Here is a 23,419-nt window from a genome sequence, read left to right as displayed (position 1 = left end):
GGTGGACAATATTATGATAACAGAGCAACAACTACTCGATTTTATGCGCGAGACTGCATACAAACCCATGACTTACCAGGAGCTGGAGCAGCACTTTGATATTAAGGATGCGGAGGATTTCCGTGAATTTCTTAAGCTCTTGAATTCCTTGGAGGAAGAGGGGAAAATCCTGCTGACCAGCACAAACCGTTATGGCGTGCCGGAACGGATGGATTTGCAGCGTGGGCGGTTGCAGGCTCATGCCAAGGGATTTGCCTTTCTGATTCCAGAGGACCGGGAGCACCCGGATGTATATATTCATGCGAACGACTTAAAAAGTGCGATGAATGGAGATACGGTACTGGTAAGAGTGTCCTCGAAGGGACCTGCGGGCGGTCGATTAGAAGGTGAAGTTGTACGGATCGTGAAGCGTGCAGTGCTTCAAGTAGTAGGCGTGTTTCAGAGCCACGAAGCATATGGTTTCGTTCTGCCGGATGATAAGCGTATTAACCGGGATATTTTCATTCCAAAAACAAGCTTCAATGGAGCCGTAAACGGTCAAAAGGTCGTTGTGCGTATTGTGAGCTATCCAGAAGGACGAGCAGCGGCGGAAGGCGAAGTGTTGGAAGTTTTGGGTCATAAGGATGATCCGGGCGTCGACATTTTGTCAGTTATTCGCAAGCATCAGCTTCCGGAAGCTTTTCCAGATGAAGTTACAGAGGAAGCGGAGAATGCTCCCGACGCGATTACGGAAGAAGAGATTGTACGTCAGGGACGGCGCGATTTGCGTGATAAGATCATTGTTACCATTGATGGTGAGGATGCTAAAGACCTGGATGATGCTGTAAATGTAGAGCGCTTGCCGAACGGGAACTACCGTCTGGGCGTTCATATTGCCGACGTAGGGTATTATGTGCGTGAGAACTCTAAGCTGGATCAGGAGGCATATAACCGCGGTTGTAGCGTGTATTTGGTTGACCGTGTCATTCCTATGCTTCCACATCGACTTTCGAACGGAATATGTTCTTTGAATCCACAGGTGGATCGACTGACTTTATCCTGTGAGATGGAATTCAATGAGCATATGAAGGTTGTAAAGCATGATATTTTCACCAGTGTGATTAAAACGAAGGAACGGATGACGTACACTAACGTTCGCAAAATCCTCGAAGAGGAAGATGCTGAACTGATGGAACGGTACAAGGATCTCGTTGATGTATTCGGCACGATGAAGGAATTGGCATTGAAGCTGCGTGCTAATCGAATGCGCCGAGGTGCGGTTGATTTTGATTTTGATGAAGCTAAAGTGATTGTGGATAATGAAGGAAAAGCTGTAGATATTGTGAAGAGAGAGCGTACGATAGCTGAACAAATTATTGAAGAGTTTATGTTGGCGGCCAATGAAACGGTAGCCGAACATTTCCATTGGCTCAAAGTACCTTTCTTGTACCGGATTCATGAGGACCCAGATCCAGAGAAGCTGCAAAACTTTATGGCTTTCGCGGCTAATTTTGGGCATCAGATCAAAGGTAGAGGAAATTCCATTCATCCGCGTGCACTGCAAACGTTGCTGGAAGATATTCAGGGTACGAAGGAGCAAACCGTGCTTAGCACGATGATGCTGCGTTCGATGAAGCAGGCAAAGTATGATGCGGAAACGACAGGACATTTTGGGCTAGCAGCGGAGTATTACTCTCATTTTACATCGCCGATTCGTCGTTACCCTGACTTGGTGATTCACCGTGTCATTCGTGAGGTATTGGAGAACGGCGGGGCTTTAACAGCCGAGCGTCAGGAATATTTGACTGCACGTATGCCTGATATTGCGCAGCAATCTTCCGAGCGTGAACGTGTGGCTGTGGATGCAGAACGTGATACAGAGCAGATGAAAAAGGCTGAATACATGCTGGACAAGGTCGGCGAGGAGTTCGAAGGCATCATCAGCAGTGTAACCAGCTTTGGGATGTTCATTGAGCTGGACAATACAGTGGAGGGTCTGACGCGTCTGAGTGCGCTTACGGACGACTATTACCACTTTGACGAGCAGCATATGGCTTTGATTGGCGAACGCACCTCCAAGGTGTTCCGCATTGGGGATGAGGTTAAGGTTCGCGTCGCGCGTGTGAACATGGAAGATTACACAATTGACTTTGAACTTGTCGATATGAAGCAACGGCAACGCCGTGAACGGACGGGCGGTTCAGGACAGGGCGGAGGTTTTGCGCGTGGCGGTGAGGGCCGAGGTAAAGGCAAACCCCATGAAGGGCGCGAACGTAAGGGTGGTAAAGACAAGGCTGGCAGGGAGCGTAAAGGCGGTCGTGATGCTGCCGGGAAGCCTAAAGAAGCCGGTTCAGGCGTAGGTGGCGGAGGTATTAGCACCGCAGGTCGTTCAGGGCGCGGCGGTGGAAACGGAGCTGGAGCCGGCTCAGCTAGCAGCTTCGGCTTTGGCAGTGGCAAGGGCGGGTATAACTCGCCAGCATCCGGGGCAAGCAAGCGGCGGAAGAAGACGTCTGCCAGCGGTATTTTCATCGGCGGAGCAGCTACACCAGGCAGTGATGCCAGACCAAACGGTGAAGGCGCTGCACGTCGCAAGCGGAAGAATAAGGGCGGAAGTGGCGGCAATAGCACCGCGGGCTTTGTGCGGAAAAAGAAGAAGTAGGTAGCTAGAGCTTACTTGCTTTGAAGGTTGGAGCTTTCATTGCAGTGAATGAAGCTGATTTGAAGATAGGTATACGAGCGGTTTCTGTCTGCTGTAATGGATGGAAGCCGCTTGCTTTAAGTGTGATATAACTGCAATTAGAAATGTAGAAGGCTTGACCTTTCTTGCTTTTACCATCTGAAATTTGTTACAATATATTTCTAGGTGGCTCCTTTGTAGCCGGATTTTGATACCTGGATTTCAAGAGTGAATTACGTTATTCATAAGGAGTGGTATTCATGGGTAAGAAGGCAGACGGGAAAGTGCTCGCCCAGAACAAAAAAGCTTCCCATGACTATTTTATTGAGGACACTTACGAGGCGGGCATGGTGCTAACGGGAACAGAAATTAAGTCTCTACGGAATGGTCGCTCTAATATAAGTGATGCATTTGCTACGATCCGTAATGGCGAAATTCATATTCACAATATGCATATCAGTCCCTTTGAGCAAGGCAATCGTAATAATCCTACCGATCCGACGCGTACACGTAAGCTGCTGTTGCATAAAGAGCAGATTCGCAAGCTTATCGGTCTGTCCAAACAGGAAGGCTACACGATTGTTCCGTTAAAGATATATGTTCGCAATGGTTATGCCAAGCTTTTGCTCGGACTGGGCAGAGGTAAGAAGCAGTATGATAAACGTGATGCTGCCGCTAAACGCGATGCACAGCGTGATATCCAACGCGCTTTGCGTGAGAAGCAGAAAATTGCGAGATAAGTTGTTGTATTATTGGTTATGGTACAAATTACGTGGAGAAGTTACTTGTTCCTGTAATGGTGCTATTTTATAAGGCTTAAATGGCTTCATTTCGTTCCGTAATGAGCTGTAATATGGTATACTAACGAAGTAGTCAGTTTTAAAGCTTTTAACTTTGTTCGAGTGTTGAATCTTAGAATTCAGCTTTTGATATTATGCATGCTTATGCTCCGGTATTTCCGGATTTATCCGTGGAGCCCTTTTATAATAAGGGGGCGTTTATGGATTCGACGGGGATAGTTCGAGCATGGGTAGCGGGTAGTGGGGACGCGTCCGCTTCATCAACGCTAAAGCCTATTAAACGGCAAACAACAAAACAACTACGCTTTCGCAGCCTAAGAAACTGTGTGCGTGCTTCTACCCAGCATCGTCCATGTGACTGGGATAGGGGCTAACAAATAGTGGAATACGCTGTCTCATCTCCGCCTGGGGTGAGCTGAAGAAGATAATCAGGCTGACCCGAAGGGAATCCGGTGACAGGGAGTTTCTAGGGTGACATCAAAACTGTCACTACACCCGTAGAAGCTTATGTGTCGTTATCTTCGGACAGGGGTTCGACTCCCCTCGCCTCCATCGATCAAATCCACAACTTGTAGCTTAAAGATGACTTCTACGTGTTCCTTGTAGACGATCACCTTTTCTACATAGCTGCCGATGAACTTCTTGATCTCAGGAAGATTCCGGCTGGTGATGTGGTCCTGAAAGCCAGAAAGCAGTTGTCGCAGAGCATCCTCTGTGATGGCTGCTTTTTCTTTTACCTGCTGAGCCTCAAGCAGTTTCGTTTCTAGCTCAATCTTTTGCTGTTCCAGTGAGGACAACTTTTCAAGAATGGTAGGATTGTTCAGACCGCCAGCCACCGCATTTACAATGTTATCGATCTGGCGCTCTACACCTTCCAGACTCTTGTTCAGGCGTTGTTGATCGGCTTTCACATGAGTTTCTTTGGACTTCTGGTACTCATTAAGCTGTTTAGCCAGAAGAGGGATAGCTTCATCGTTAAAAATCTTCTCTTGGAGTTGGGCTAGTACATAGGCTTCAATGTACTCCCGGCGTAATTCGGGATTCTTGCATGCCTTTGTTCGGTCACGGTTGCCGCAACGGTAGGTGACATATTTCAGTTTGCTTCTACCGCTGTATTTGGTATTGCCCATCATGGCATACTGAATACCTACGTTTTTCAAACATTCCCCGCAAACAATGAGTCCGCTAAGCAGGTACATTTCTTTTGCCTTGTAAGCGCCAGGTTGGCGCTTGTTTTGATTCATCTTATCCTGTGCCTTCTGAAAATCTTCCTTGGTTACAAGTTGTGGCATACCACCTTGGACACGAATCACATCTTCACTATTTTTATGCCGATTGCCGTTTCGTTTACCAGCCGCATCCTTGCTATCGGTGAGGTTGAAAATGTAGGTGCCTGTGTACTTTTCATTGCGAAGAATGGTACCTAAGGTTCCCTTGCTGATCGGTTTTCCATAACGTGATGTGTAGCCTTGCTCCGTCAGTTCCCGAATGATCTGATTATAGCCGTGACCAGCGAGGAACATAGAAAAAACAGTTTCGACGATGCCGCGTTCCTCTTCATTAATGATGTACTTTTTTGTTACAGGATCTACAGCATAGCCGATGGGAGGTAAGCCGCCTGTATGTTTACATTGGTATGCTGTTTCTTTCATTCCCTTCATGACCTCACGGGCCAAGTTTTTGGAATAGTATTCAGCCATACCTTCCAGCAACGATTCCAGAATGACACTTTCGGGAGAGCCATCTAGGTTTTCGGTGACGCTGTACAGTTTAATACCGTTCAATTTCAGTTTGCGTTTGTATTTAGCACTGTCGTATTTGTCCCGGCTGAAACGATCCAGCTTATGAACGATGAGCACATCAAACAGACCTTTTTCACTATCGACAATCATTTGCTGGAACTGTGGACGTTTGTCTGAGGTGGCGCTTTTGGCACGGTCGATATAGATTTTAACGAGTTCAAAGCCTTTTTGTTTACAGTAGGCTTCAATGGCTCGAACCTGGGCGTCAATGGATTCATCCCGTTGATTGTCACTGGAAAAACGAGCGTAAGCTGCGGCGCGTTGAATAGTCATTGGTATGATTCCCCCTTTCAATGTAGGCGAATGATGATGGTGATGAATCTGTAAAAGAAGGTGAATCTGAGGAAAAGAATAGCCCCTCTGTAAAAGGAGAGGCCACAGATAGGTGTAGTTCACAAAAGCGTTAAATCGTTAAAGTATGTGAATGTGTTCGCGTTCTGAAAAGTCTACCGCTCAGGTATCTTCAGGAACGTAACTGTGAGCCTATCGTTTTCTCTTCAAAATGGTATCCAGCATTTCAACGGCAGGTTGGTAGTATGAAATGGTCGTTTCCCGTACCTGATCGGAAGTAAGCCAGGAAGAAGCATCGGGATCAGTGCAAAATTGTTTGAGCTTGCGTCTGGAAATACGAGTCGAGTAATGCATTGGCATGAGAACAAAAACTCCTTACTTATCTTTTTTTAGATTGAGCGATGATCTCGAATGCCAACTGAGCAGCAGCGACGATCAACGTGAGTATGGCTTGATTCATTACATGAGCCCCCTTTGCTTGAGGCTGACAAACGAGTCATCGCCCAAAATGATGTGATCCAGCAGTTCAATACCTAAAATAGCACCGCTTTGTTGAAGCCGCTTGGTCATGTCCAGATCTTCCGTAGAAGGATCTGGCTTGCCAGAAGGATGATTATGACAAGCAATGATGGACGCAGCGTTGGACAGCACCGCTAGTTTAAACGTCTCCCTCGGGTGTAACAAGGACGAGCTGAGTGTACCCAGTGAAACCAACTGTAAGGCCATGGGCTGATTCTTGGTGTTCAGGGTTAGGACACAAAAGGCCTCCCGGTCACAGTCCCCGATGAACTCCCGGAAAAGGCAAACGGTATCCTCGGGCCTGTGAACCACCCGATCTGCAAAGAGCAGGGACTTCTCTCGAATGGTGTGTAAGTGCAACACCTGTATACGTTTACCAGCTTGTTTCATTGAGGTTCCTCCTTCAAACAGGTTGTGATGTAGTCTTGTGATCAGGACTACAAAGATATAATGTCTGTTTGAAAGAGGAGTTGAAACGGATTACCTGTTTAGGTGGTGGCGCTAGAGCGACCCGAAAGGGACGTTTGTGAAAGCCTGTGCCACTAGCCTCTTTCTTTGCAGGGCATGGCTTTTTTAGGTGACGGGGCGCTTGTGGCCCGTTTTCTGGAAAACTTCTCTTTTTACTTTAGATGATGAAGGATAAAAAAATTTGTCAGGGGGGGAAGAGAAAGCCACAAGCGCCCCGCTTTCTCCAAAATCCTTACCGGGCAAGGAATTGAGATGTGGCGTGCCTTCGATGTACCTGTCACACCCTCGTCCCTGACTGCCCCACAATGCCTCTTGCTACCGTTTAATCCAAGTCTTCAATGTTATCAACGACTTGGATCTGAGTGCTATTCATCCAAGAAGGCTTAGGGGCGGTTTTCAGGCAAATGCCTCTGATTAAGCGTTCCCCGCCAGACTTATCCGGTTCAAATACAATTCCCTGTTCCTTCAAAACTTCTTTCACTTTACCCGTCAGTTGCTGATTACTGATGTTGGACAGACCGTTATGGCCTTCACGCTGACACCAGCTTACAAAACCGGCCTTTAGATCCTTGTTAAGCAGTTTACTCTCAGGTTTAGCTTCAACCATATCCTCAACAAACACTTGAATTGGATTAATCATTTGGCTGTACTGGTTAGCCAGTTGCTGTACCTTTTTCGACTTTGTAAAAAGGTATGAGTGTTTACGTAAACGTTCCAATCCTTTTAACGCGAAGTTCAAAATACCAGCACCCTCCTTCATCAGCTTGTCCTTCAAATTCGGATCTTTTTGCTCGTCGGTAAATGTTTTTTCAAAGGGAAGAATGGTCATTTTACGAATGAGTCCGTAGCTTTTGTCCTTAGAGTAGGGCAGGTTGTTGGTTGCAAATATGAGCTTACAAAATAGTTCCTGCATGTACCCTTGTTTAAACTTTTCTTCGGTACGAACAGGATCACCAGAAGCGATGGCCTTTAGGTAGCTCGTTTCAATCCCCTTACTGCCGACTTCATTCTCGGTGGTGATGTTGACCAGCTTGTTAATCATCTCAGAGCGAGCAAAGGGCTTCTCCAGATCATTTAACGAAAGGGCTGAGGTATTCCGCTCTCCGACCAAATTTTTTAGCACATGAATGAGTACAGACTTTCCGTTAGACCCTTTTCCGTAAAAGAGAAAGACTTGCTCGGCTTTGGTGGATGTAGTCAGGCAGTAGCCAAAGATTTCAGCAATGAGGTCAATACGCTCTTGGTCCTGATCGAAAATATCATTCAAAAAGGCTTCAAATTTCGGGCATGTAGCTTTAGGGTCATACGCGATGGGAACCTGTACGCTGGAATAGAACGTAGGATCATGCTTCTCCAACTGGAAGTCACGTAGGTCAAGCATCCCGTTTTTCAGGTTAATGTAGTCGCGTTTGCTGTCCATTGGATGTTCCCGTGTACAATCACGTGTCAAGGCAGTCATGTACTCCGCTTCGATTTTAGAACTCCAGAAATAAGGAGCCCAAGTGTGAAGAATTTTTCGTACGTTCTTTTTGAGTACATCGGGAAGTTGATCCCGCCACACTCCAGAATTGTAAACATAGTAGCGTTGCTCAGGAGCTACAAAAATAGTTTTGAGGTAATGACGACGGATGAATTCAGAAAACAGGTTAGGGTTTAAACGTGTTGGCTTATTGTTATTATCTAAGGTAAAGCCAACGTCTTTCGGACCCATATTGTGCACAGACTTCAGTTTGGTCGTTTTGGACATGTAGGGATTAGCACGAGTACTTTTTTTGGTTTTAGGTTGGCTTAACATTTTAGTAGGACTATTCACGATGATTCCCTCCTCATTTTTACGTACACGGTGTTGAAAGCAAGTGGCGATTTGTTGTTCATCACAGCCAAACGTGCGGCAGCGCGTAGGCGGCTTCTTGTTCAGTTGTAATTGACGAATACGATTCTGACTATGTGTGTCGTGTTTATCCGAAAGCGCCGAAAACTCCAATGCTAATTCCTCTGGGAGTAACTGTACCCACTTAAACCAGGTTTCTTCATCCAGGCCCTGTTGTTGCTGGGTAGCGTAGTCCTGGGTAAAACGTGGGCAACGATCGTGCAAGGTTTTCAGGCTCCCTTGTACGTTGGTTTGTACAGATGCAAACGTGTTTTTGTTGGTCGGCACCCGAGTAGGACATTGAAAAATCCAAGAAGGTGCTTCTGCCAGCACTGCACTGGCCTTTAGGGTTCGATGATCCATTGGTATTGACCTCCGTTAGTATGAATGGACGGGGGAAGAACGGTCTGACGTCCACTTCCCAACACGTTTACTTCGCAATGTGACTCCGTCGGGTGTCGCTCTACCCAACCAGTGAACGACGATCCCTCAGGGATTTTGTACAAGTACCTCATTCCTCCGCCTGGGGTACTAAATTGCCATGTAGAAGGTACATTCCCTTGGGAAAGGCGCTCTAGGATGTCAAAACCCTTCTCTCCATCTACGTCAATGCCGATGATGCCACTGTCTCCACCTAGCACCAATCCGATGTTACATGACGGGTATTTGGAGAGCCAACGGTCAATCTTGGCTTGGGATGGTGGCACAGCCTCTTGCCACCCCTTCAAAAAAGGGGCTTTTCCAGGGTGACTGCACGTTACTTTATGCCTCTCAGACATTCCTTCGTGATCGTGAGGGCAAAGCGGAATGACAGGTAAGCCCATGTCGGCATACTTGTAAAAGTACTTTCGAATTTCCTGAGCGTGTTGGTTTTGACCTTTTGCAGTGTTCATACTGTTTCCTCCTCAAAGTAAGTGAAAATACGCATCAGTGTTGCTCTACTTCTCAAAAGACTTTCCTGCAAAGGCGGAACATGTAGGGCGGGATGTAAACTTATCTGGTGAACATAGCAACTAGAGATAAGGAAATACAAACAATCTACTGGTTTTCCTTGTTTACCTTTCTGTCATTTATCCACTCCATGCTCCCACGCATTAGGGAAAGTAAAAATGATGCGTGATAATATTTCGAAGTTGATATCGTAATATAAAAATCAAGTAATATTCAACTTTCAAAGAGCTGCCAAGTGATCATATAACAAGGATTTTTGCTTGTAAAGAGGCTGTTAATCAAGGGATATTCGTAAATAAAGGGATATGGGATTTCCGATTTCCAGAAAAAATATTCATAGTTATTCTTGAAAATAAAGTATTTTATTCGTATTATGAATATATAAAAAGGAAGGATAGAGAGGAGAAGAGTTTCCTGAGAATTTTCCCAGGTAGGACAACGGTTTTGGGGCTATGAATGTTATTCAGTATTTTAAGAGCATTTTGGTTGCTTGAAAGCCCATAAAAACCCATAAATTCATTCACTTACTGGATTTAGAATCCAAAATATCCATGCATAATCTACCATTATACTTATTTATTTCAAATAAAAAAATTTGAGGTGCTCTATGAAAACGAAAATCGAGGAAGCAATTGAAGACATTATTAACAATAATAAAATCCAGACCCAAACAGAATTGAAAGACAAACTGGCATCTGAAAAAAAAATTAAAATATCTCAGGCCACTCTTAGTAGGGAGCTACAAAACCTGGGTATTACTAAAGAAGATGGTTATTACACGGGGCAGAGTGAAGAAGAGCGAGAAAGTGAGGCTTTTTATAAAACACTTTGGAAGGGTCTTATTGTGGATGTACCTAAAAATCATGTTAGCTTTTATGTTCAAACAAAGCCTGGATCGGCAGCTTTGCTAGGTAAAATGATTGAGGAAAAATATCCGAGTAGCGTATTGGGGTGTATACCCGGAGAAAATATGTTGCAAGTAGTCGTGAAAAATAGTACAAGGAGAACTAGAATGAAGGAACGCCTTCAGAAATTAATAAATAGTACTGACTAAGCCTTTATTTTGGTCCTATGTGGTTAAATAAATAAAGACATAAGACCAGGTTAGATGTGCAAGTTGAAAAGACCGGCCTAAAGAGGACGGTCTGAATAAAATTAATGTTAGTTAGTATTGATTGTTATTATTGCGTTCAGACTCTGAAACGTTATCTTGCTCTTTTTTTACACGGTTCCCTTTCACCAGCCAAAAAATGAGTGCGACTACAATCAATGCAATGATCCAAACATAATAGTTTGAAAAGAGAGCAGCACCTGCCATGAGGATGATGTAAGCAGCGACACAGCAGCCTCCGTAAAACATTAAAACTCCTTTGAATCCCCAATATCCAATCGTGAAGATTCGATTCATGATTCGAAAAATAATAAAGCCGAGAATGAGCGCTCCGATGAGTATGAAATCTTCCATTGTGTACGAACCACCCTTTTTAGTATTTAGCAAGTAAAATTAGTAATCTGACGTTTTTTAAGGAAAGTCTTCTCAAGTTAACTGAATAGCGGCTACATATTGTTAGGTGCTTAGTCATTTCTCCAAAGGTCGATTCCCCATGTGCTTTTGGTTTTGGCAGGAAAGGAAAATCTGAGTGATTCCTTGCTCACACTAAAATCAATTTTGTCACTGGAAACTATTCCCCACTTCAGATAAATAGTATGTTTTCCTTCTGCAAGTGAGAGGACATATTGTTTAGTGGAGCCATTAGAAACACTTGATATTTCTTCATCATCCAAGTAAATCGAATAGTCAAGAAATGCGCCACCCCAGGCTCCTTCTCTATTGATGATCAAGGTAACATCGTAATAAGCTTTATCCTCCTCGTGCTTTTCCTCTTTCGAACAACTTGTTAACAAGATAAGGAATAGTAGTAACATACACAGAAACAGAAAAGTTGCTGAACGTAAATAAGGGCCAGCGTTTCTTTGTATAGAGTTCATAAAGTCTGTTTGCATCCTTTCTTATTGTTTAAAGAGTCACATCGTGCATTTAGTGTGACAACGTCCTAACCTCCTTTGGATAGTCCAATTGAATAGGTGGAAAATAAAACCTAAGTAATTGGACCTATTGTACCATAAAAAGTCACTATAGAGACTATTATAAGTAATAAATCCCTAAAGTCCCTTGGTCAGTTTTATGACCTCACTTATGTTTGGCTTAGGGTGATAACTGTGAGCATAGTAATGAAAAAAGTTGGAGAAGGCATACGTCATTATCGTAAGGAACGTGGCTTGAGTCAGGAAGAACTGGCACATTTGGCGCGTATAAATGAAAGCTATATTGGTAAATTGGAAAGAGCAGAGAAGGTTTGCTCAATTGAAATGTTATCCAAATTGACAGATGCCCTTGAAGTCTCCTTAAGTGAATTTTTTCGCTATATTGAGCCTACAAGCAAAGAAGGAAACCAAGAGATCACCACTTTGGAATTAGTAGTGAACAGATTGCGAGGATGCTCGGTTTCAGAACAGAAAAAAGTATTAAAAATGATTGACGTACTACTTGAAGGAATTTAATTGTTTCCTCAAAACGATTTGTACAGATTCCTTTTTCCAAGAATATATTCATTTTAAATATTTCGGATTAACCTTTATTTGTTCGCTATCGTGTTTACTGTAGAACTTCATGTCACGAGTTGATTGGTTGGCTTGGTCTGTAAAAGCCTGTTGGATTGAGGAATCCCCTGTAGTGAAGTAATCCCTTCCTTTCTGTTTACCAAACAAGGAAATGAGCGCGTATTTAAAGCTGGCGGGATTACAAATGCCTCCAGTACCCATAGGGAGCAGCTCAACGACTTGTCCAATGGTAAGTTTTTGCCCCACCTCTGGCTGCTCGTCCAACAATGAGAGTAGGCAAGCAAACAGGACGTCTGCATTGGAGCGTAAAGTGATTTTCTCCAGGGCATAGTGTTCTGTTTTGACGTCACTCCAAGAAAATTGCCAGATGTGAGGCTCACTGGTGGTGTAGCTGCTGTCTACATTTTTGTAAGCATGACGGTTGCCGTAGGCTTTTAGAAAGCGGTCAAGTTGTATGCGGTTGTGTTCGCCAAAGGAGAATTTGGGTAAGATGGCGCGGAAAAAGCTGGAGTAGTTTTCAAGGTCAAGTAACGAATGTGACAAACTACGGTCGTTTTCCTGGTGATTGATCGTTTGAAGCAATTCATACATGGCTTGAAGGCGATGGGAGTCCGTGATTTCGTAATGGTCAGGACGCATGAGGTGTAAAAGGAAGGAAACAGCCTGGAATCCATTCGTCCAGTCTGTCAGCCGCTCCTCCCAAAATTGAAGGATGCTAGCGGATTCTGATGGCATCTTTTCTGTAAATTCCGGCCACAGCTTGATGATGCTTCTAACCACACTGCTTTGTGCAGAGGGAAGGTCTTTCCGCTGCCAGCTCCCGAATGTCCAACCAAGTGTTTGCTTTAAAATCGTTGGCGTCACAGTAACTGGATCACACAAAAGACGCTTCCATTCTTCCAAAGGATATACGGGATATCTGGCATATGGGAAGCGTGAGAGATGTGTATCCATCTGCTCTTGAATGAGAGCAACGAGGGCGCGTTTTTCTTTTTCCGTGAAGGTTAGCGTTGTCATGGTTTTCGCTCCATTTCTAAATAAGAATAGCGGCAGTATGGACATTCACACGCCCATACTGTCGCTTTTTTTTGATTGGAAAGATTCATTTACAGAGTAAAAGGATCATCTTCTTTTGCACTCTGCATGAACAGGATGCGTTGCTCCGGTGTTAGATACGGGTCTTCTAGTGCGATGTAACAAGGATCGGCTAACTCATTCACCCAACGTAAGGCATCTGCAATTTCACCGCCATGAAATACAGGACTATCTGACAGTGCTTCATCCTCTTTTAAAATATCTACAACTCCAGTATCCTGGTCTATCGTCACAAACAGATTCGTACCGTCCACGTATCTGTTTGTCCCACTCTGATCGGTTGTCCTGATGATCACACGCACAAAAAAGGCCTGTTCGGGATGGAGCACTTCATGCTCTTCCAAACAGGCGGGTAGGAACTGTTTTTGATTGTGAATGAATGATCTAAGCGACACCGCCATGATCCAGGTATTTCCGTACGATTCTGGATCATTGATAATATCCCCGTTGTATTCAATGACCTCTTTTAGCTTGTTCAGTATGTTGTCCTTATTTTCCTTTAAACTTGTGCTAGTTCTTTCAGCCATTGTTCGACCTCCTTGTGGTGAATTCCGACTTGTGTGAACAAGGTGATGATATAGTCGTTGGTGTTCATGACGGCGATTTTGTAGATTTGGATGTTGCCGAGGTCGTACAACTCGACGTATTCAGGACAACTACCGAAAAGTCCGTCGTCTTCTCGCCTAAAACCTACGAGGCTAAGATCGTGTAGGTTATCCCCTGCCTCCAGGATGAGGATGGGGCCGGAAGGCTGGAGGGAGAAACGCAGATCATCTTTGTCATGGAATGAATTGCGAAGCTGAGCGAAGTAATCCTGGATGTGTTTTAAGAATGTGGGGGGAAGCGAAGAGTATTGCAGTGAGTCGATGTCTTGCTGGGTCTGTATAATACGCACAACGTAACCTCCTAAAATAAAATAAGGCTTCACCGATAACAGGAAGTCTTTCAAAGTAATAATATCTATTTTCATTTAAGGCCAAGACGGTTTTAGGGTAATTCATATATTCATTCGTTCGCTATGTTAATTCAAAATAACAGAATGGATGGGGCTTTCTGTAAACAAAAGCTTTATTCTATCCGATACATACATAAGAATGGTTTTCTGTTAAAAATAACCTCTTAAACTCAGAATCTGAATGGTGTGATAGCTACGAACACATGTAAACACAAGGTAGCTGGCGAACGTGCCTTGTGCCGCTGGAAAGGAGATATGAAAGCATTTGGACGTACTGCAAAACGGAATAGGATATGAAAGTCTACGCTTATACGGTCCCTTTCAACCTCAGCATATGGAACAATTGCGAATTACCAGGGCCGTTAACGATCATGCATACCTGTATGTGAGCGGCATGCTGTCGGAAGAACAGGGAGCCGCGTGTGTTGGACAGGACATGGAGCAGGAACCGATTGTTATACGTCAGTTGGATGAGCAAGGACAGTCGATGAGAAGATTGTTTCACGGTTTAGTTACACGCATGTCCGTACACTGTATAAGGGGAGTATATACCTTTGATCTGGAGGCGGCCTCGCATTCCTATCAAATGGATATCAAAACGAAAAGGCGCTCCTATCAGGATATTCACCGTACCTATGATGATCTGGTCACTACAATGGTTCGGAAGTACATGTATGGAGATGCCATTGATACCGTAACCAACTATGCCCAGTTAGGTGCTTTTGTTTTACAATATGAAGAAACCGATTGGGCCTTTTTAAAGCGTCTTGTCTCTCGCTTTGGTTCGGTACTTGTACCGGAGATCACGGCTGCATCACCTAAGATTTTCTTTGGGATGCCGGAAGGCAAGCAGCACAAGGTGGAGCGAGATGTATTTTATAGGGTACGGAAAACATTTCATGATTTAGATAGAGGGAACCCGGGGGAACGTGCTGGCGCGTATATCACCTATACGATTGAAAATCTGCAATACTATGCACTGGGTGACTTTATCACGTTACCTATCGGACAAGGCAAAGAGCTGGTCATTGTTCGGGCAGTGACAGAGTTAAAGGACGGTTTACTCCAAACTCGTTATGATCTCCAAGCCGAACAGGATATTCAGTATGCTCGGTATGAAAACGATCAAGCTATCGGGATTTCACTCACGGGAACGGTGCTGAAGGTACAACAGGATTTCGTACAACTTCAACTGGAAATTGACCCGAAGCAAGACCCAGCTAAAGCCTGCTGGTTTCCCGTAGCTACCCGTTATGTCGCAGAAGAGCATAGCGGTTGGTACGACATGCCTGAAGTTGGGGAACAAGTGGAGCTATATTTACCTACACACTGTGAACAGGAGGCCTATGTGACAGATTCCTTGCGACAGCATCGCCACGCCAATGGACAGCCAGATGTGAAGGCATGGAAACACGTACAAGGTAGCGGCATAGAAATGTCTGAGCAGGAGCTGACCCTGTCCACTTCCGATGGGTTTTCGATTACACTACATGAGGATACGGGTATCACCGTCAACAGTCCAGGGAATGTACAGATTCAGGGCGGTCATGTAAAGCTGGATGCAGGTCAGGAACTATCACTTGAAGCTGGAACCGCACTATACTTAAAAGGTGGAGCCAGCAGTATGGTGCTGGATGGTGAGACAGACACCAAAGCCCCAGTGATTTATCAGGAAGGTACGGTAAAAGCTCCAGTTTTCGTAGCTGACCTCCCTCCTGTACCTGAGCCTCCATTGATGAGTATTAAAGCCTATGAAGCGGCTCAAACTGCAGCAGCCAACGCTTCTTCCAGCAGTGCAACTTCTACTCCTACGGCAAAGGTTACAAGTCCAGCGGCACTTCAACAGGCCAACGCTTTGCTGGGTACAGTATCCAAGCTATTAGGCTCCATTCCAGCAGTCGGGAAAGTAGCCAACGTGATGTTGAATACATCGGGTGGAATAGCAGGTAAGGTAGCAGCAACGGTTTTACAAGCAACCGCAGCGATTCCTGTTCGCAGCAAAGGAACGCCTACCTTGGGAGCGTCTAAAGAAGCGGGTGTACATCCGTTGAAACATTTGGCAGGTTTGGCGCTTCAAGGATTGATTAGTCAGTATGAGCATGAGCAAGCGAAACAAGCCTATTATAGCAAGTGGATTTTAGGCAAAGTATACACGAGTGCGCGTCATGTGGCGCATTCCGGTGGTCCTCTGGAGCTCGTTCAAAACTTACTGAAAGAATCGAATGCTATGGCTCGTGCTTATCAGCAAATTCCCGCCGAGTTGAGACAACGCTGGAGGGCGAACTACGACAGTTACATGGCACAACAAGAAAAGCCAACGAAAGAAGAGAAATCTCAGTCTTGGTGGGAACGAGCATTAGAGAAGCAAGGTGAGGCTGAATTACTGAACGCACAACTACAGTTAGAAGGAGCCCGGATTAGCAGTGAAATGGCATGGGATGCTACTCAAGGAGCATACCAAGCTGGTTTAAGAAGTGTATCACATGGTAAACATCAAATTGACTACAACCCAAAACATCCGATTGCAGGTAAAACAGGTGAAGTGATAGGAGATGTGTTCAGCACTGTAGCTGGAGTTGGAGAGATGATGATTGGTACGGGGGGAGAGGTTGGTGGTTTTCTCCTTGATGGATCGGTCGTATTATCTCCGGCTGGTGTGTTGGTGAACGTTGCATCTGCTGGTATGATATATCATGGAGGTGTGATGTCCTACCACGGGGCGTCGAATACAGGAGGAGATTCTGCTGAACTCTGGAAAATGATTAAAGAAAAAAACAAGCAGGGCTCGACCCCTCCTAAGCCCACTGATACCAAGTCGAGTAAGGGCTCGCCAACACCACAGAAACCGAAAAAGAGTGTTCCTGAAAATAAAGGAAACAAGGACGCAGAATCAGGTCCTTATTCCAATCTTGAGGATTCAAAACATGTGGGGCCAGGCAAAAATTTCACACCTGCCCAAAAGAAAAAAATTATAGAGGAAAATAGAAAACAAAACGGAGGCGTGGTGAAATCTGATCAATCTGGTCAAATTGCTACTAAGCCACAAAAAAGCCAAAAAGGTGTTACTCCCGATCAGAATGAATGGCAAATTGATCATATTTACCCCAAAGATAAAGGTGGAAGTAACAGTTATAGTAATGCCCAGGTACTAACACGTAAAGAAAACAGAGATAAATCAAATATTTTGCCTTCAGATTCATCGAAAGCCAATAAAGCGAATCCACCTTCTAAACCTAAAAAAGGGAGACCATAATGAAGCCTATAATGATAACTAAAGGATGGAATAAACACGATCTTTGGAAGGGATGTATACTTTCATCTATTGCGCACGCAATTATGGTGGCCCATTACCCTGAACTGTCCTATGAACATTCTTGGGATGGAATGAACTACAGTGTTATCGACGGAACAGGTGGGAGAGCGACAATTACATTCAGTGAAAAGTATTGTGTTGCAGCATTCCGAAATGACAATGTTTCTCGTTCAGATGTTAAAGCTGCTATTGATTTTTTTGAAGGAGCACCCAATGAAGTTTTGGAACTAGCCAAAAACGAAACTTTGGAGTATCTGCTGGAAGAAGGGGAAGAAGGTGTGCCCGTTCCTTCCATTACTACAGCTTTCTGGGGGGATCAGGATAATATGATCTCTATAGATAACGTAGTAAGAATCGTTTTAAATGGTGGCTATCTTTTAGAAAGCCAGTTAATGGAATATGATTCAGCGGTTGAATCTTGGCGAGATTATTATGAGATGACGGACGAACAAGTTGAACTTCTTAAATCAATATACACGAGAAAGATTAAAGATTTAAGTAATGACATAATATTAACCAAGAAAGAAATTGAAGCGATTGGAACGAGTGATCCTGAGGGATTGAATGAAAGCGAGACTTCCTTTGGGGAAATTGGAATAGGTTGGAGCAAGTAACCTGGATAATAGATGTTATTGTCTTGCTTTCTCTGAGTGATAGCGACGATACTGACTTTGGCGTAGTTTGGCGCTTTCGTCGGTATCGTCGCTAAATGTTATTGATAGATATTGAATTAGTACATATAATTTACAATATAAAAAGGAAGGGACTGGAATAACGTGGCGAAAAATACTGGCAACGACTACAGAAAAGGAGCTGTAAGAGATAGATCTCAAACTTACAATCCTAAAAATGACACATGGGTTAAAAGGGATGCAAGTAACGGAAGATTTTTAGATGCTAAAACATCTGATAACACTCCCTTTAAGGGTGTTAGGAAGGAAAAGTAACTTTTTAATAGAGGGTTAGTAAATTTTATATGTGTGGAGGACAGAGAGTAGTTTGTATGTTTTATTGTAAGCGAAATGAATTTAACTGATTGGTACGCTGATTCAAATAAAAGCGGTGGTTGAAACAGAAGTCATTCTGTCTTGACCGCTGTTTTTTTTAGCTGATTCAGTTTGGGTGTTGTCTATGTGATTTTAGAGTTAAGCCTATTTTCTATTCGTGAAATTTTAAATTTATTATCTTTCTTTGAAAAAAACAAATATACCGACATAAAACGACAAATTTTTCATTAGGCAAATGGTATTATTACTTTTGTCTCATAAGGACAAGAAAATTTGGGGATCAAGTTCAAAGCATTACATTTTAAGTAATTTGTACAAGGCCAGTTATGGGCTGACCTCAGAGAATAGAAGGAAGATTTTCACTGAAAAAAACCTAACACTCTATCAGGATAATGTTGGGTTTGGAAGACGCACAGGTTTTGTGAAGTTTTTATTTTTTGTAGAGCAAGATGTGCCGTACTTGTTGATAGTTAAGGAATATGGTTACAACAGTATCACCAACAAAATTGAAGAAGTAGTTGGAACAATTGAATCAGAGCATCTGAAGGATTTAGGATTCTCGGTTATAGAAAATGAAGTTCAAATATGGTATATGGAGGATGGCGAATTTTATCAACAAGTACAATTGGAGTATGGCTTAGTAAACTCTGAATGGAGAGATCGAAGTAAAAGAAAAATTATGGTTTGAGAATGCTTGGCTTACTCAGAGAAGCGAATCGAAAAGGGATCAGAAAGATACGTTCTTCTTTGAGAAAGGACGACAGTTTGACGTTTATAACACCATAAAAGCGATTTTGATTGGTGCTAAAAAAGAGATTTTAATTGTTGATAATTACATAGATTCTTCACTGTTCCTGGTGCTGGAAGAAGTAGCTCAGTCTGTAGCTATAAAAATATTAACTTCTAAGCTACAGGGAGATACTCCCGTTGCTATAGAAAAGTATAAAGCTCAGCGAGGAAATTTTGAGTGGTGCCAAGTAAAGAATTTTCATGATCGCTATATATTTGTGGATAATGAGTGCTATTTACTCGGAGCCTCAATAAAAGATTTCGCTAATAGAGCAACAACCCTATCAACAATTAAAGATAAGCAGGTAGTTAAATTAATTAGAGAATATGCACTGAATAAGCTTAAAGAGGCATTGGCTAAGAAGACGATGGCTTAACTCTCCAAGTAAAAATATTACATTAAAAAAGATGACGTGCCTAATTGGAAGGTGATCATATGACTTTTTCTGCAATTAAAGATGCAACGAGGTCATTAAAGCAATTATATATCGATTCTAAAGAGGTAGAGGTACTTTTTTTGGATGAGCTTACTGAGACAATTGAAGTTAGGTATATCAACACAGGTGCAGTCACTTTTGTGACAAAATCATCCTTGAGTGAATATAGCATGAAAGCTAATACAATTTTGTTAGATGATTTGTTAATTCTTCGATATAGAGAGGTTACAGATGTATAAAATTGATATAGGTGAGTTTGACGGTAACTCTTGGGAAGCAATAATACAGCATTGCTTAAAAGATAAGTATGAAAATGAACTATATCAAAGAATGCCAGCCAATGTAAGCGGAGATAGCGGTATTGAAGGTTTAACAGTTGAATCAGGTAAAGTATTTCAGTGTTACTGTCCAGAGAGTCAGTACGAGACAAAAGAACTGACTTCAAAGCAAATAAGTAAGATTACGACAGATTTAAAGAAGTTAGTTACTTATGAGAAGCAATTAAAAAAGGTGCTAGGAGCTCAAAAAATTATGGAATGGCACCTAATTACCCCAGAATTTAAGGATAAAAGTCTTGTAGCACATTGTAGATCTAAGGAGGAAGAGTATCAAGAATTAGGTCTAGATCATCTGGACACAAATTTTAAAGTTTTGATTAAAGAGCATACAGATTTTAGTATTGAGCTTAGGAGACATATGCTTTTGATGGAGTACAAAATTGATATTTCCGTTGAAGAACCTAAAACAGTAAATTGGGATGAATGCGATTCTGATCATATTAAAAATTTAAGACGAAAAGTTCGTTCACTTGTTGATATTCAACCAGTGACAGATGAAGAAAAGAATAGAAAAACTGATAAAATTGTAGACAACTTTGTTTTCTATTTCCAGCGTGGAATGAAGGTTGTTAACAAGTTAGAGAGAAGATTTCCCGAACAGTACAGTAGGCTTAATAGGATTAAAATGGGACTAGGTGAGAGAATTGAAGACGAGTGCTTGTTGTCTCAATTACCTAAAGATAAACTTTACGAAAAAATCCAGCAAGAGCTGCTGGACTCACTGATAGAAGGATTAGGAGAAAATTTTGAAAATGCAGGAATTGAACAGTTGTCTAAGAGGATTATTGCAGAATGGTTGATGCTATGTCCTCTTGATTTTGGAGGATAATTATGAGTAATGAGCTGGAGTCAATTAAAGAGTATATTACTGACTTGAATTTTACGAATAGACCTATTCATATCACTTATAAATACAGAGTAATATTTCAAGTATCTAGATTAGTGCTAATACTAGGAATGGCATCATCGAAAAGTGGTAGTTCTATTCTTAAAATTCAAATAGTCTCTGATGCTTTAGAAAATGAAACACTGTTAGATTATTTGAATTGGTTAATAAATAATAACGGCCAAAAATTCGTTAAAAATTGGCGGTATAACCCTATGTTAAGTAGAGTGATTAGCTACAGCAATGCTGAGAGGCTAACTGAGTACAGTAAGACAGGAAAATTGGTTTTAACAGAAAAGGGAGTCACACTTTTTGATGAACTCAGTATGGATGAAAGTCTCCTTGCATACGAGAAAAGCCAGCTATCGAAAATAAAGAAGAGGCTATCTGAAGCTAAATTATTAAGCATATTGGAGAAAGGTAGTATCTAATGATAAAAATCAATCAGCTTTACATTAGAGTGAATACCGCAGATGAAGTTTTAGAATTTAGAGATACATTTGATTCTGGGCTTAATATAATTAGTTCATACACTAATACTAAAGGAAAAAGCACTATAGGCGAAACAATCCTGTTTTGTTTAGGATTAGAGGAGATTCTTGGACATAAAAATGAGAGGGCAATAAAGCCAGTATTAAGATCACTTATCGAAAAAAATGGTGAGGAGAAATTTGTAGTTCAATCAGACATTTACTTAGAGATTGAAAATTCCCATGGTAATGTTATTACTATACAACGAAGTCCAAAGCATAATGACAGAAAAGTTAAATTAGTTAGTGTGTATAATACGACACTTGATGAAGTTATGAATAAAGAGTGCTCTTTCACTGATTATTTTGTCCATGATGGTGGTGCAGCAAAAAATTTAAGGGGATTCCATGCTTTCCTAGAGAAATTTATAGGTCTGGAATTACCAACTGTTTCAACATATGACGGTGATACTGTCCCGCTTTATATTCAAACCATTGTCTCGTGTTTTTACATAGAGCAAAAAAAGGGATGGACAAATATCCTTGCAACAATGCCTAATTATTATAAAATTAAGGATTCGAAAAAGCGGGTGCTTGAATATGTGCTTGGATTGTCCGTATTAGAAACTGAGAGGAAATATAATATTGCGAAAGCAAAGTTGAAGCAAACAGAAACTGAGTGGAATGTTGTATGTCAAAGTATTATCTCTCGAATAAGAAAAAAAGCAGGGTTCACAATCGAAGGTTTAACAGAGAGTCCCTATGTCATATCAGAAAATGAAAATCCAATAATTTCCTCAAAGGAGGATGATAAAAGGGTTTTAATTAGAGAAGTAATTAACAAAATTCAAGTAGAGATTGATGAGCTTAATAATCAGTCTGAACCACTTATTAAAAACAGAAGCGAGGCTTTAAATCGTGAGCTAAATGAGCTAAGTGGATTACTTGAAAATTTCACACTTAAGTTAATGGAGACTCGAAATGATTTAGCCCTTGAACAAGAACAATTGGATTCCATTGAAGCAAGAATTAATTTAATTAATAAGGATTTAGATGAAAATAAAGACCTAAGGAAACTCATCAAACTAGGTTCGTTAGAGAATGCAAACATTACAAAATTAAAATGTCCTACGTGTGGTCAAAGAATTAATGATACTTTGTTTGAACAAGGTAATGACTCCAAAGTGATGACAATTGATGAATCAATTATACATCTTGATAATGAAAAATCTATGCTTGAATTTACTCATAACACTCAATTTGACTTGGTACGCTCTAAGAAAGAGTTAATAGCTAAATTAGAAGAACGTATCGAAAATATATCATCAAGAATTCGAATTATCAAATCGGATATGATATCAAATAATAAGGCAATATCACAGAGTTATGTTCAGCAAATTGTGGATCTTAAGGTTATGAAAACAAACTTAATTGAACTTGAGGATGATGTAGATAAATTATGGTCACAACTGAGGAACATAGGAAGTCAGTGGGCTGTTGATAAAGAGCAGCTAGATAAACTCCCATCTAACTTTATCAATGATTATGACAAAAGAATTTTGAAAAATCTGAATGAGGAATTCAAACGATTACTCACCAATTTCAACTTTGAATCTACAACTATCAGCAATATTTTTATTGATGACTACAACTATCTTCCAAGTGTCCAAGGATTTGATCTGAATGCTGATTCATCTGCGAGTGATACCATTAGAATTATTTGGTCTTACATTATTGCATTGCAGAAGATCTCGATGAATTATGGCAATAATTTAGGATTTTTAGTGTTCGACGAACCTGCACAGCAAAATGCTGATCTTAGTAGTGCGAAAGAATTAATTAAGGAACTTTTGGAATTGGGTAAAACACAACAAGTTTTTGTACTCTATAAAATGGAGCAAAATGACGGGCTTCTCGATAGGCTACCAGAAGGAAGCTACAAGCGAATTCACGCTGATGAGCATATTATTTCATACAGCGTTCAGGATGAATTATAAACATCTAAGGACAAGGTGCAGGTCGCTTTAATTCTTGAATTCTGATTGGAGTGTAAGTTGAAAAAGGATTGAGATTTTCAGTTCCCAAACTTTTCCGGTGGTTCTTCTTTTTTATCTCAATTGATTTTTTTAAAATTCCATGGAATGCGTATA

The 23,419-nt window shown here is 41.9% G+C and carries 23 protein-coding genes and 1 other RNA gene; 14 read left to right on the top strand and 10 right to left on the bottom strand.

Annotated elements, in window-relative coordinates; all coding sequences use genetic code 11:
* Nucleotides 1-13: 13 nt before the first annotated feature.
* The 3 genes from rnr to ssrA all read left to right on the top strand — a co-directional run bounded on the left by rnr (nt 14) and on the right by ssrA (nt 4,011).
* Nucleotides 14-2,638 carry a ribonuclease R gene (gene rnr, locus NSS66_RS21955; RefSeq protein ID WP_028541877.1) on the top strand — a complete coding sequence of 875 codons (2,625 nt, stop codon included), beginning with the start codon at nt 14-16 and terminating at the stop codon, nt 2,636-2,638.
* Nucleotides 2,639-2,916: 278 nt separating this feature from the next.
* Entirely contained in the window at nt 2,917-3,396 is a 480-nt protein-coding gene (smpB, locus tag NSS66_RS21950; RefSeq protein ID WP_013308270.1) for an SsrA-binding protein SmpB, read from the top strand.
* Nucleotides 3,397-3,646: 250 nt separating this feature from the next.
* Nucleotides 3,647-4,011, top strand: a transfer-messenger RNA (tmRNA) gene (gene ssrA, locus NSS66_RS21945).
* Here the strand turns inward: ssrA and NSS66_RS21940 are convergent.
* The 5 genes from NSS66_RS21940 to NSS66_RS21920 form a co-directional block, all read right to left on the bottom strand.
* Nucleotides 3,972-5,531, bottom strand: coding sequence for a recombinase family protein (locus NSS66_RS21940; RefSeq protein WP_340959784.1), 1,560 nt, complete (start codon nt 5,529-5,531; stop codon nt 3,972-3,974). The genes ssrA and NSS66_RS21940 overlap by 40 nt on opposite strands.
* A gap of 210 nt (nt 5,532-5,741) precedes the next feature.
* Nucleotides 5,742-5,909: a hypothetical protein gene (locus NSS66_RS21935; RefSeq protein WP_340959783.1), complete on the bottom strand. Its 168-nt coding sequence runs from the start codon at nt 5,907-5,909 to the stop codon at nt 5,742-5,744.
* A 99-nt stretch (nt 5,910-6,008) separates the two neighbouring features.
* Nucleotides 6,009-6,458, bottom strand: a complete 450-nt coding sequence (locus tag NSS66_RS21930) for a JAB domain-containing protein (RefSeq protein ID WP_340959782.1) — start codon at nt 6,456-6,458, stop codon at nt 6,009-6,011.
* Between the two features lie 400 nt (nt 6,459-6,858).
* The gene (locus NSS66_RS21925; protein ID WP_340959781.1) at nt 6,859-8,769 is read right to left on the bottom strand and encodes a DNA primase family protein; all 1,911 of its coding nucleotides are present in this window, start codon (nt 8,767-8,769) and stop codon (nt 6,859-6,861) included.
* Nucleotides 8,751-9,299, bottom strand: coding sequence for a bifunctional DNA primase/polymerase (locus NSS66_RS21920; RefSeq protein ID WP_340959780.1), 549 nt, complete (start codon nt 9,297-9,299; stop codon nt 8,751-8,753). Before NSS66_RS21920 ends, NSS66_RS21925 begins: the two co-directional genes overlap by 19 nt.
* Before the next feature lie 665 nt (nt 9,300-9,964).
* Here NSS66_RS21920 and NSS66_RS21915 point away from each other — a divergent pair.
* Nucleotides 9,965-10,411: a hypothetical protein gene (locus tag NSS66_RS21915; protein ID WP_340959779.1), complete on the top strand. Its 447-nt coding sequence runs from the start codon at nt 9,965-9,967 to the stop codon at nt 10,409-10,411.
* A gap of 111 nt (nt 10,412-10,522) precedes the next feature.
* Here NSS66_RS21915 and NSS66_RS21910 read toward each other — a convergent pair whose 3' ends face one another.
* Nucleotides 10,523-10,822 (bottom strand): hypothetical protein, encoded by a 300-nt coding sequence (locus NSS66_RS21910; protein ID WP_340959778.1) that lies wholly within the window; start codon nt 10,820-10,822, stop codon nt 10,523-10,525.
* A 110-nt stretch (nt 10,823-10,932) separates the two neighbouring features.
* Nucleotides 10,933-11,346, bottom strand: coding sequence for a hypothetical protein (locus NSS66_RS21905; RefSeq protein ID WP_340959777.1), 414 nt, complete (start codon nt 11,344-11,346; stop codon nt 10,933-10,935).
* Between the two features lie 231 nt (nt 11,347-11,577).
* Here NSS66_RS21905 and NSS66_RS21900 point away from each other — a divergent pair, with 231 nt between their 5' ends.
* Nucleotides 11,578-11,919 (top strand): helix-turn-helix domain-containing protein, encoded by a 342-nt coding sequence (locus NSS66_RS21900; protein ID WP_340959775.1) that lies wholly within the window; start codon nt 11,578-11,580, stop codon nt 11,917-11,919.
* 48 nt (nt 11,920-11,967) lie between these two features.
* Here the strand turns inward: NSS66_RS21900 and NSS66_RS21895 are convergent, their stop codons facing one another.
* From NSS66_RS21895 to NSS66_RS21885, 3 genes are all read right to left on the bottom strand, one after another.
* Nucleotides 11,968-12,996, bottom strand: a complete 1,029-nt coding sequence (locus NSS66_RS21895) for a hypothetical protein (protein ID WP_340959774.1) — start codon at nt 12,994-12,996, stop codon at nt 11,968-11,970.
* An 89-nt stretch (nt 12,997-13,085) separates the two neighbouring features.
* Entirely contained in the window at nt 13,086-13,601 is a 516-nt protein-coding gene (locus NSS66_RS21890) for a hypothetical protein (protein WP_340959773.1), read from the bottom strand.
* On the bottom strand, nt 13,574-13,969 hold the full coding sequence (locus NSS66_RS21885) for a hypothetical protein (RefSeq protein ID WP_340959772.1): 396 nt from the start codon (nt 13,967-13,969) through the stop codon (nt 13,574-13,576). Before NSS66_RS21885 ends, NSS66_RS21890 begins: the two co-directional genes overlap by 28 nt.
* Nucleotides 13,970-14,294: 325 nt before the next feature.
* On the opposite strand from NSS66_RS21885, the gene NSS66_RS21880 reads away from it, so the two are divergent.
* The 9 genes from NSS66_RS21880 to NSS66_RS21840 all read left to right on the top strand — a co-directional run bounded on the left by NSS66_RS21880 (nt 14,295) and on the right by NSS66_RS21840 (nt 23,266).
* Nucleotides 14,295-17,282 carry a contractile injection system protein, VgrG/Pvc8 family gene (locus NSS66_RS21880; RefSeq protein WP_340959771.1) on the top strand — a complete coding sequence of 996 codons (2,988 nt, stop codon included), beginning with the start codon at nt 14,295-14,297 and terminating at the stop codon, nt 17,280-17,282.
* Complete coding sequence (locus tag NSS66_RS21875) at nt 17,282-17,956, top strand: hypothetical protein (RefSeq protein ID WP_340959770.1); 675 nt, start codon at nt 17,282-17,284, stop codon at nt 17,954-17,956. The genes NSS66_RS21880 and NSS66_RS21875 overlap by 1 nt, the downstream gene beginning before the upstream one ends.
* A 162-nt stretch (nt 17,957-18,118) precedes the next feature.
* On the top strand, nt 18,119-18,289 hold the full coding sequence (locus NSS66_RS21870; RefSeq protein ID WP_165084527.1) for a hypothetical protein: 171 nt from the start codon (nt 18,119-18,121) through the stop codon (nt 18,287-18,289).
* A 310-nt stretch (nt 18,290-18,599) separates the two neighbouring features.
* A complete protein-coding gene (locus NSS66_RS21865; protein WP_340959769.1) occupies nt 18,600-19,037 on the top strand; it encodes a hypothetical protein in 438 nt (145 codons plus the stop codon).
* 106 nt (nt 19,038-19,143) lie between these two features.
* Nucleotides 19,144-19,515 carry a hypothetical protein gene (locus NSS66_RS21860; protein ID WP_340959768.1) on the top strand — a complete coding sequence of 124 codons (372 nt, stop codon included), beginning with the start codon at nt 19,144-19,146 and terminating at the stop codon, nt 19,513-19,515.
* Nucleotides 19,516-19,574: 59 nt separating this feature from the next.
* A complete protein-coding gene (locus tag NSS66_RS21855; protein ID WP_340959767.1) occupies nt 19,575-19,814 on the top strand; it encodes a hypothetical protein in 240 nt (79 codons plus the stop codon).
* The gene (locus NSS66_RS21850; RefSeq protein ID WP_340959766.1) at nt 19,807-20,742 is read left to right on the top strand and encodes a hypothetical protein; all 936 of its coding nucleotides are present in this window, start codon (nt 19,807-19,809) and stop codon (nt 20,740-20,742) included. Before NSS66_RS21855 ends, NSS66_RS21850 begins: the two co-directional genes overlap by 8 nt.
* A 2-nt stretch (nt 20,743-20,744) precedes the next feature.
* On the top strand, nt 20,745-21,230 hold the full coding sequence (locus NSS66_RS21845) for a hypothetical protein (RefSeq protein ID WP_340959765.1): 486 nt from the start codon (nt 20,745-20,747) through the stop codon (nt 21,228-21,230).
* Nucleotides 21,230-23,266, top strand: coding sequence for a hypothetical protein (locus NSS66_RS21840; protein ID WP_340959764.1), 2,037 nt, complete (start codon nt 21,230-21,232; stop codon nt 23,264-23,266). Before NSS66_RS21845 ends, NSS66_RS21840 begins: the two co-directional genes overlap by 1 nt.
* Nucleotides 23,267-23,419: the final 153 nt, after the last annotated feature.

Origin of the sequence: Paenibacillus sp. FSL R10-2748 (assembly GCF_038005565.1) — a bacterium.
Classification (GTDB): domain Bacteria; phylum Bacillota; class Bacilli; order Paenibacillales; family Paenibacillaceae; genus Paenibacillus; species Paenibacillus polymyxa_B.
Note: the sequence above shows the minus strand (reverse complement) of the source record. Positions and strands in the feature narration are given on the sequence as shown.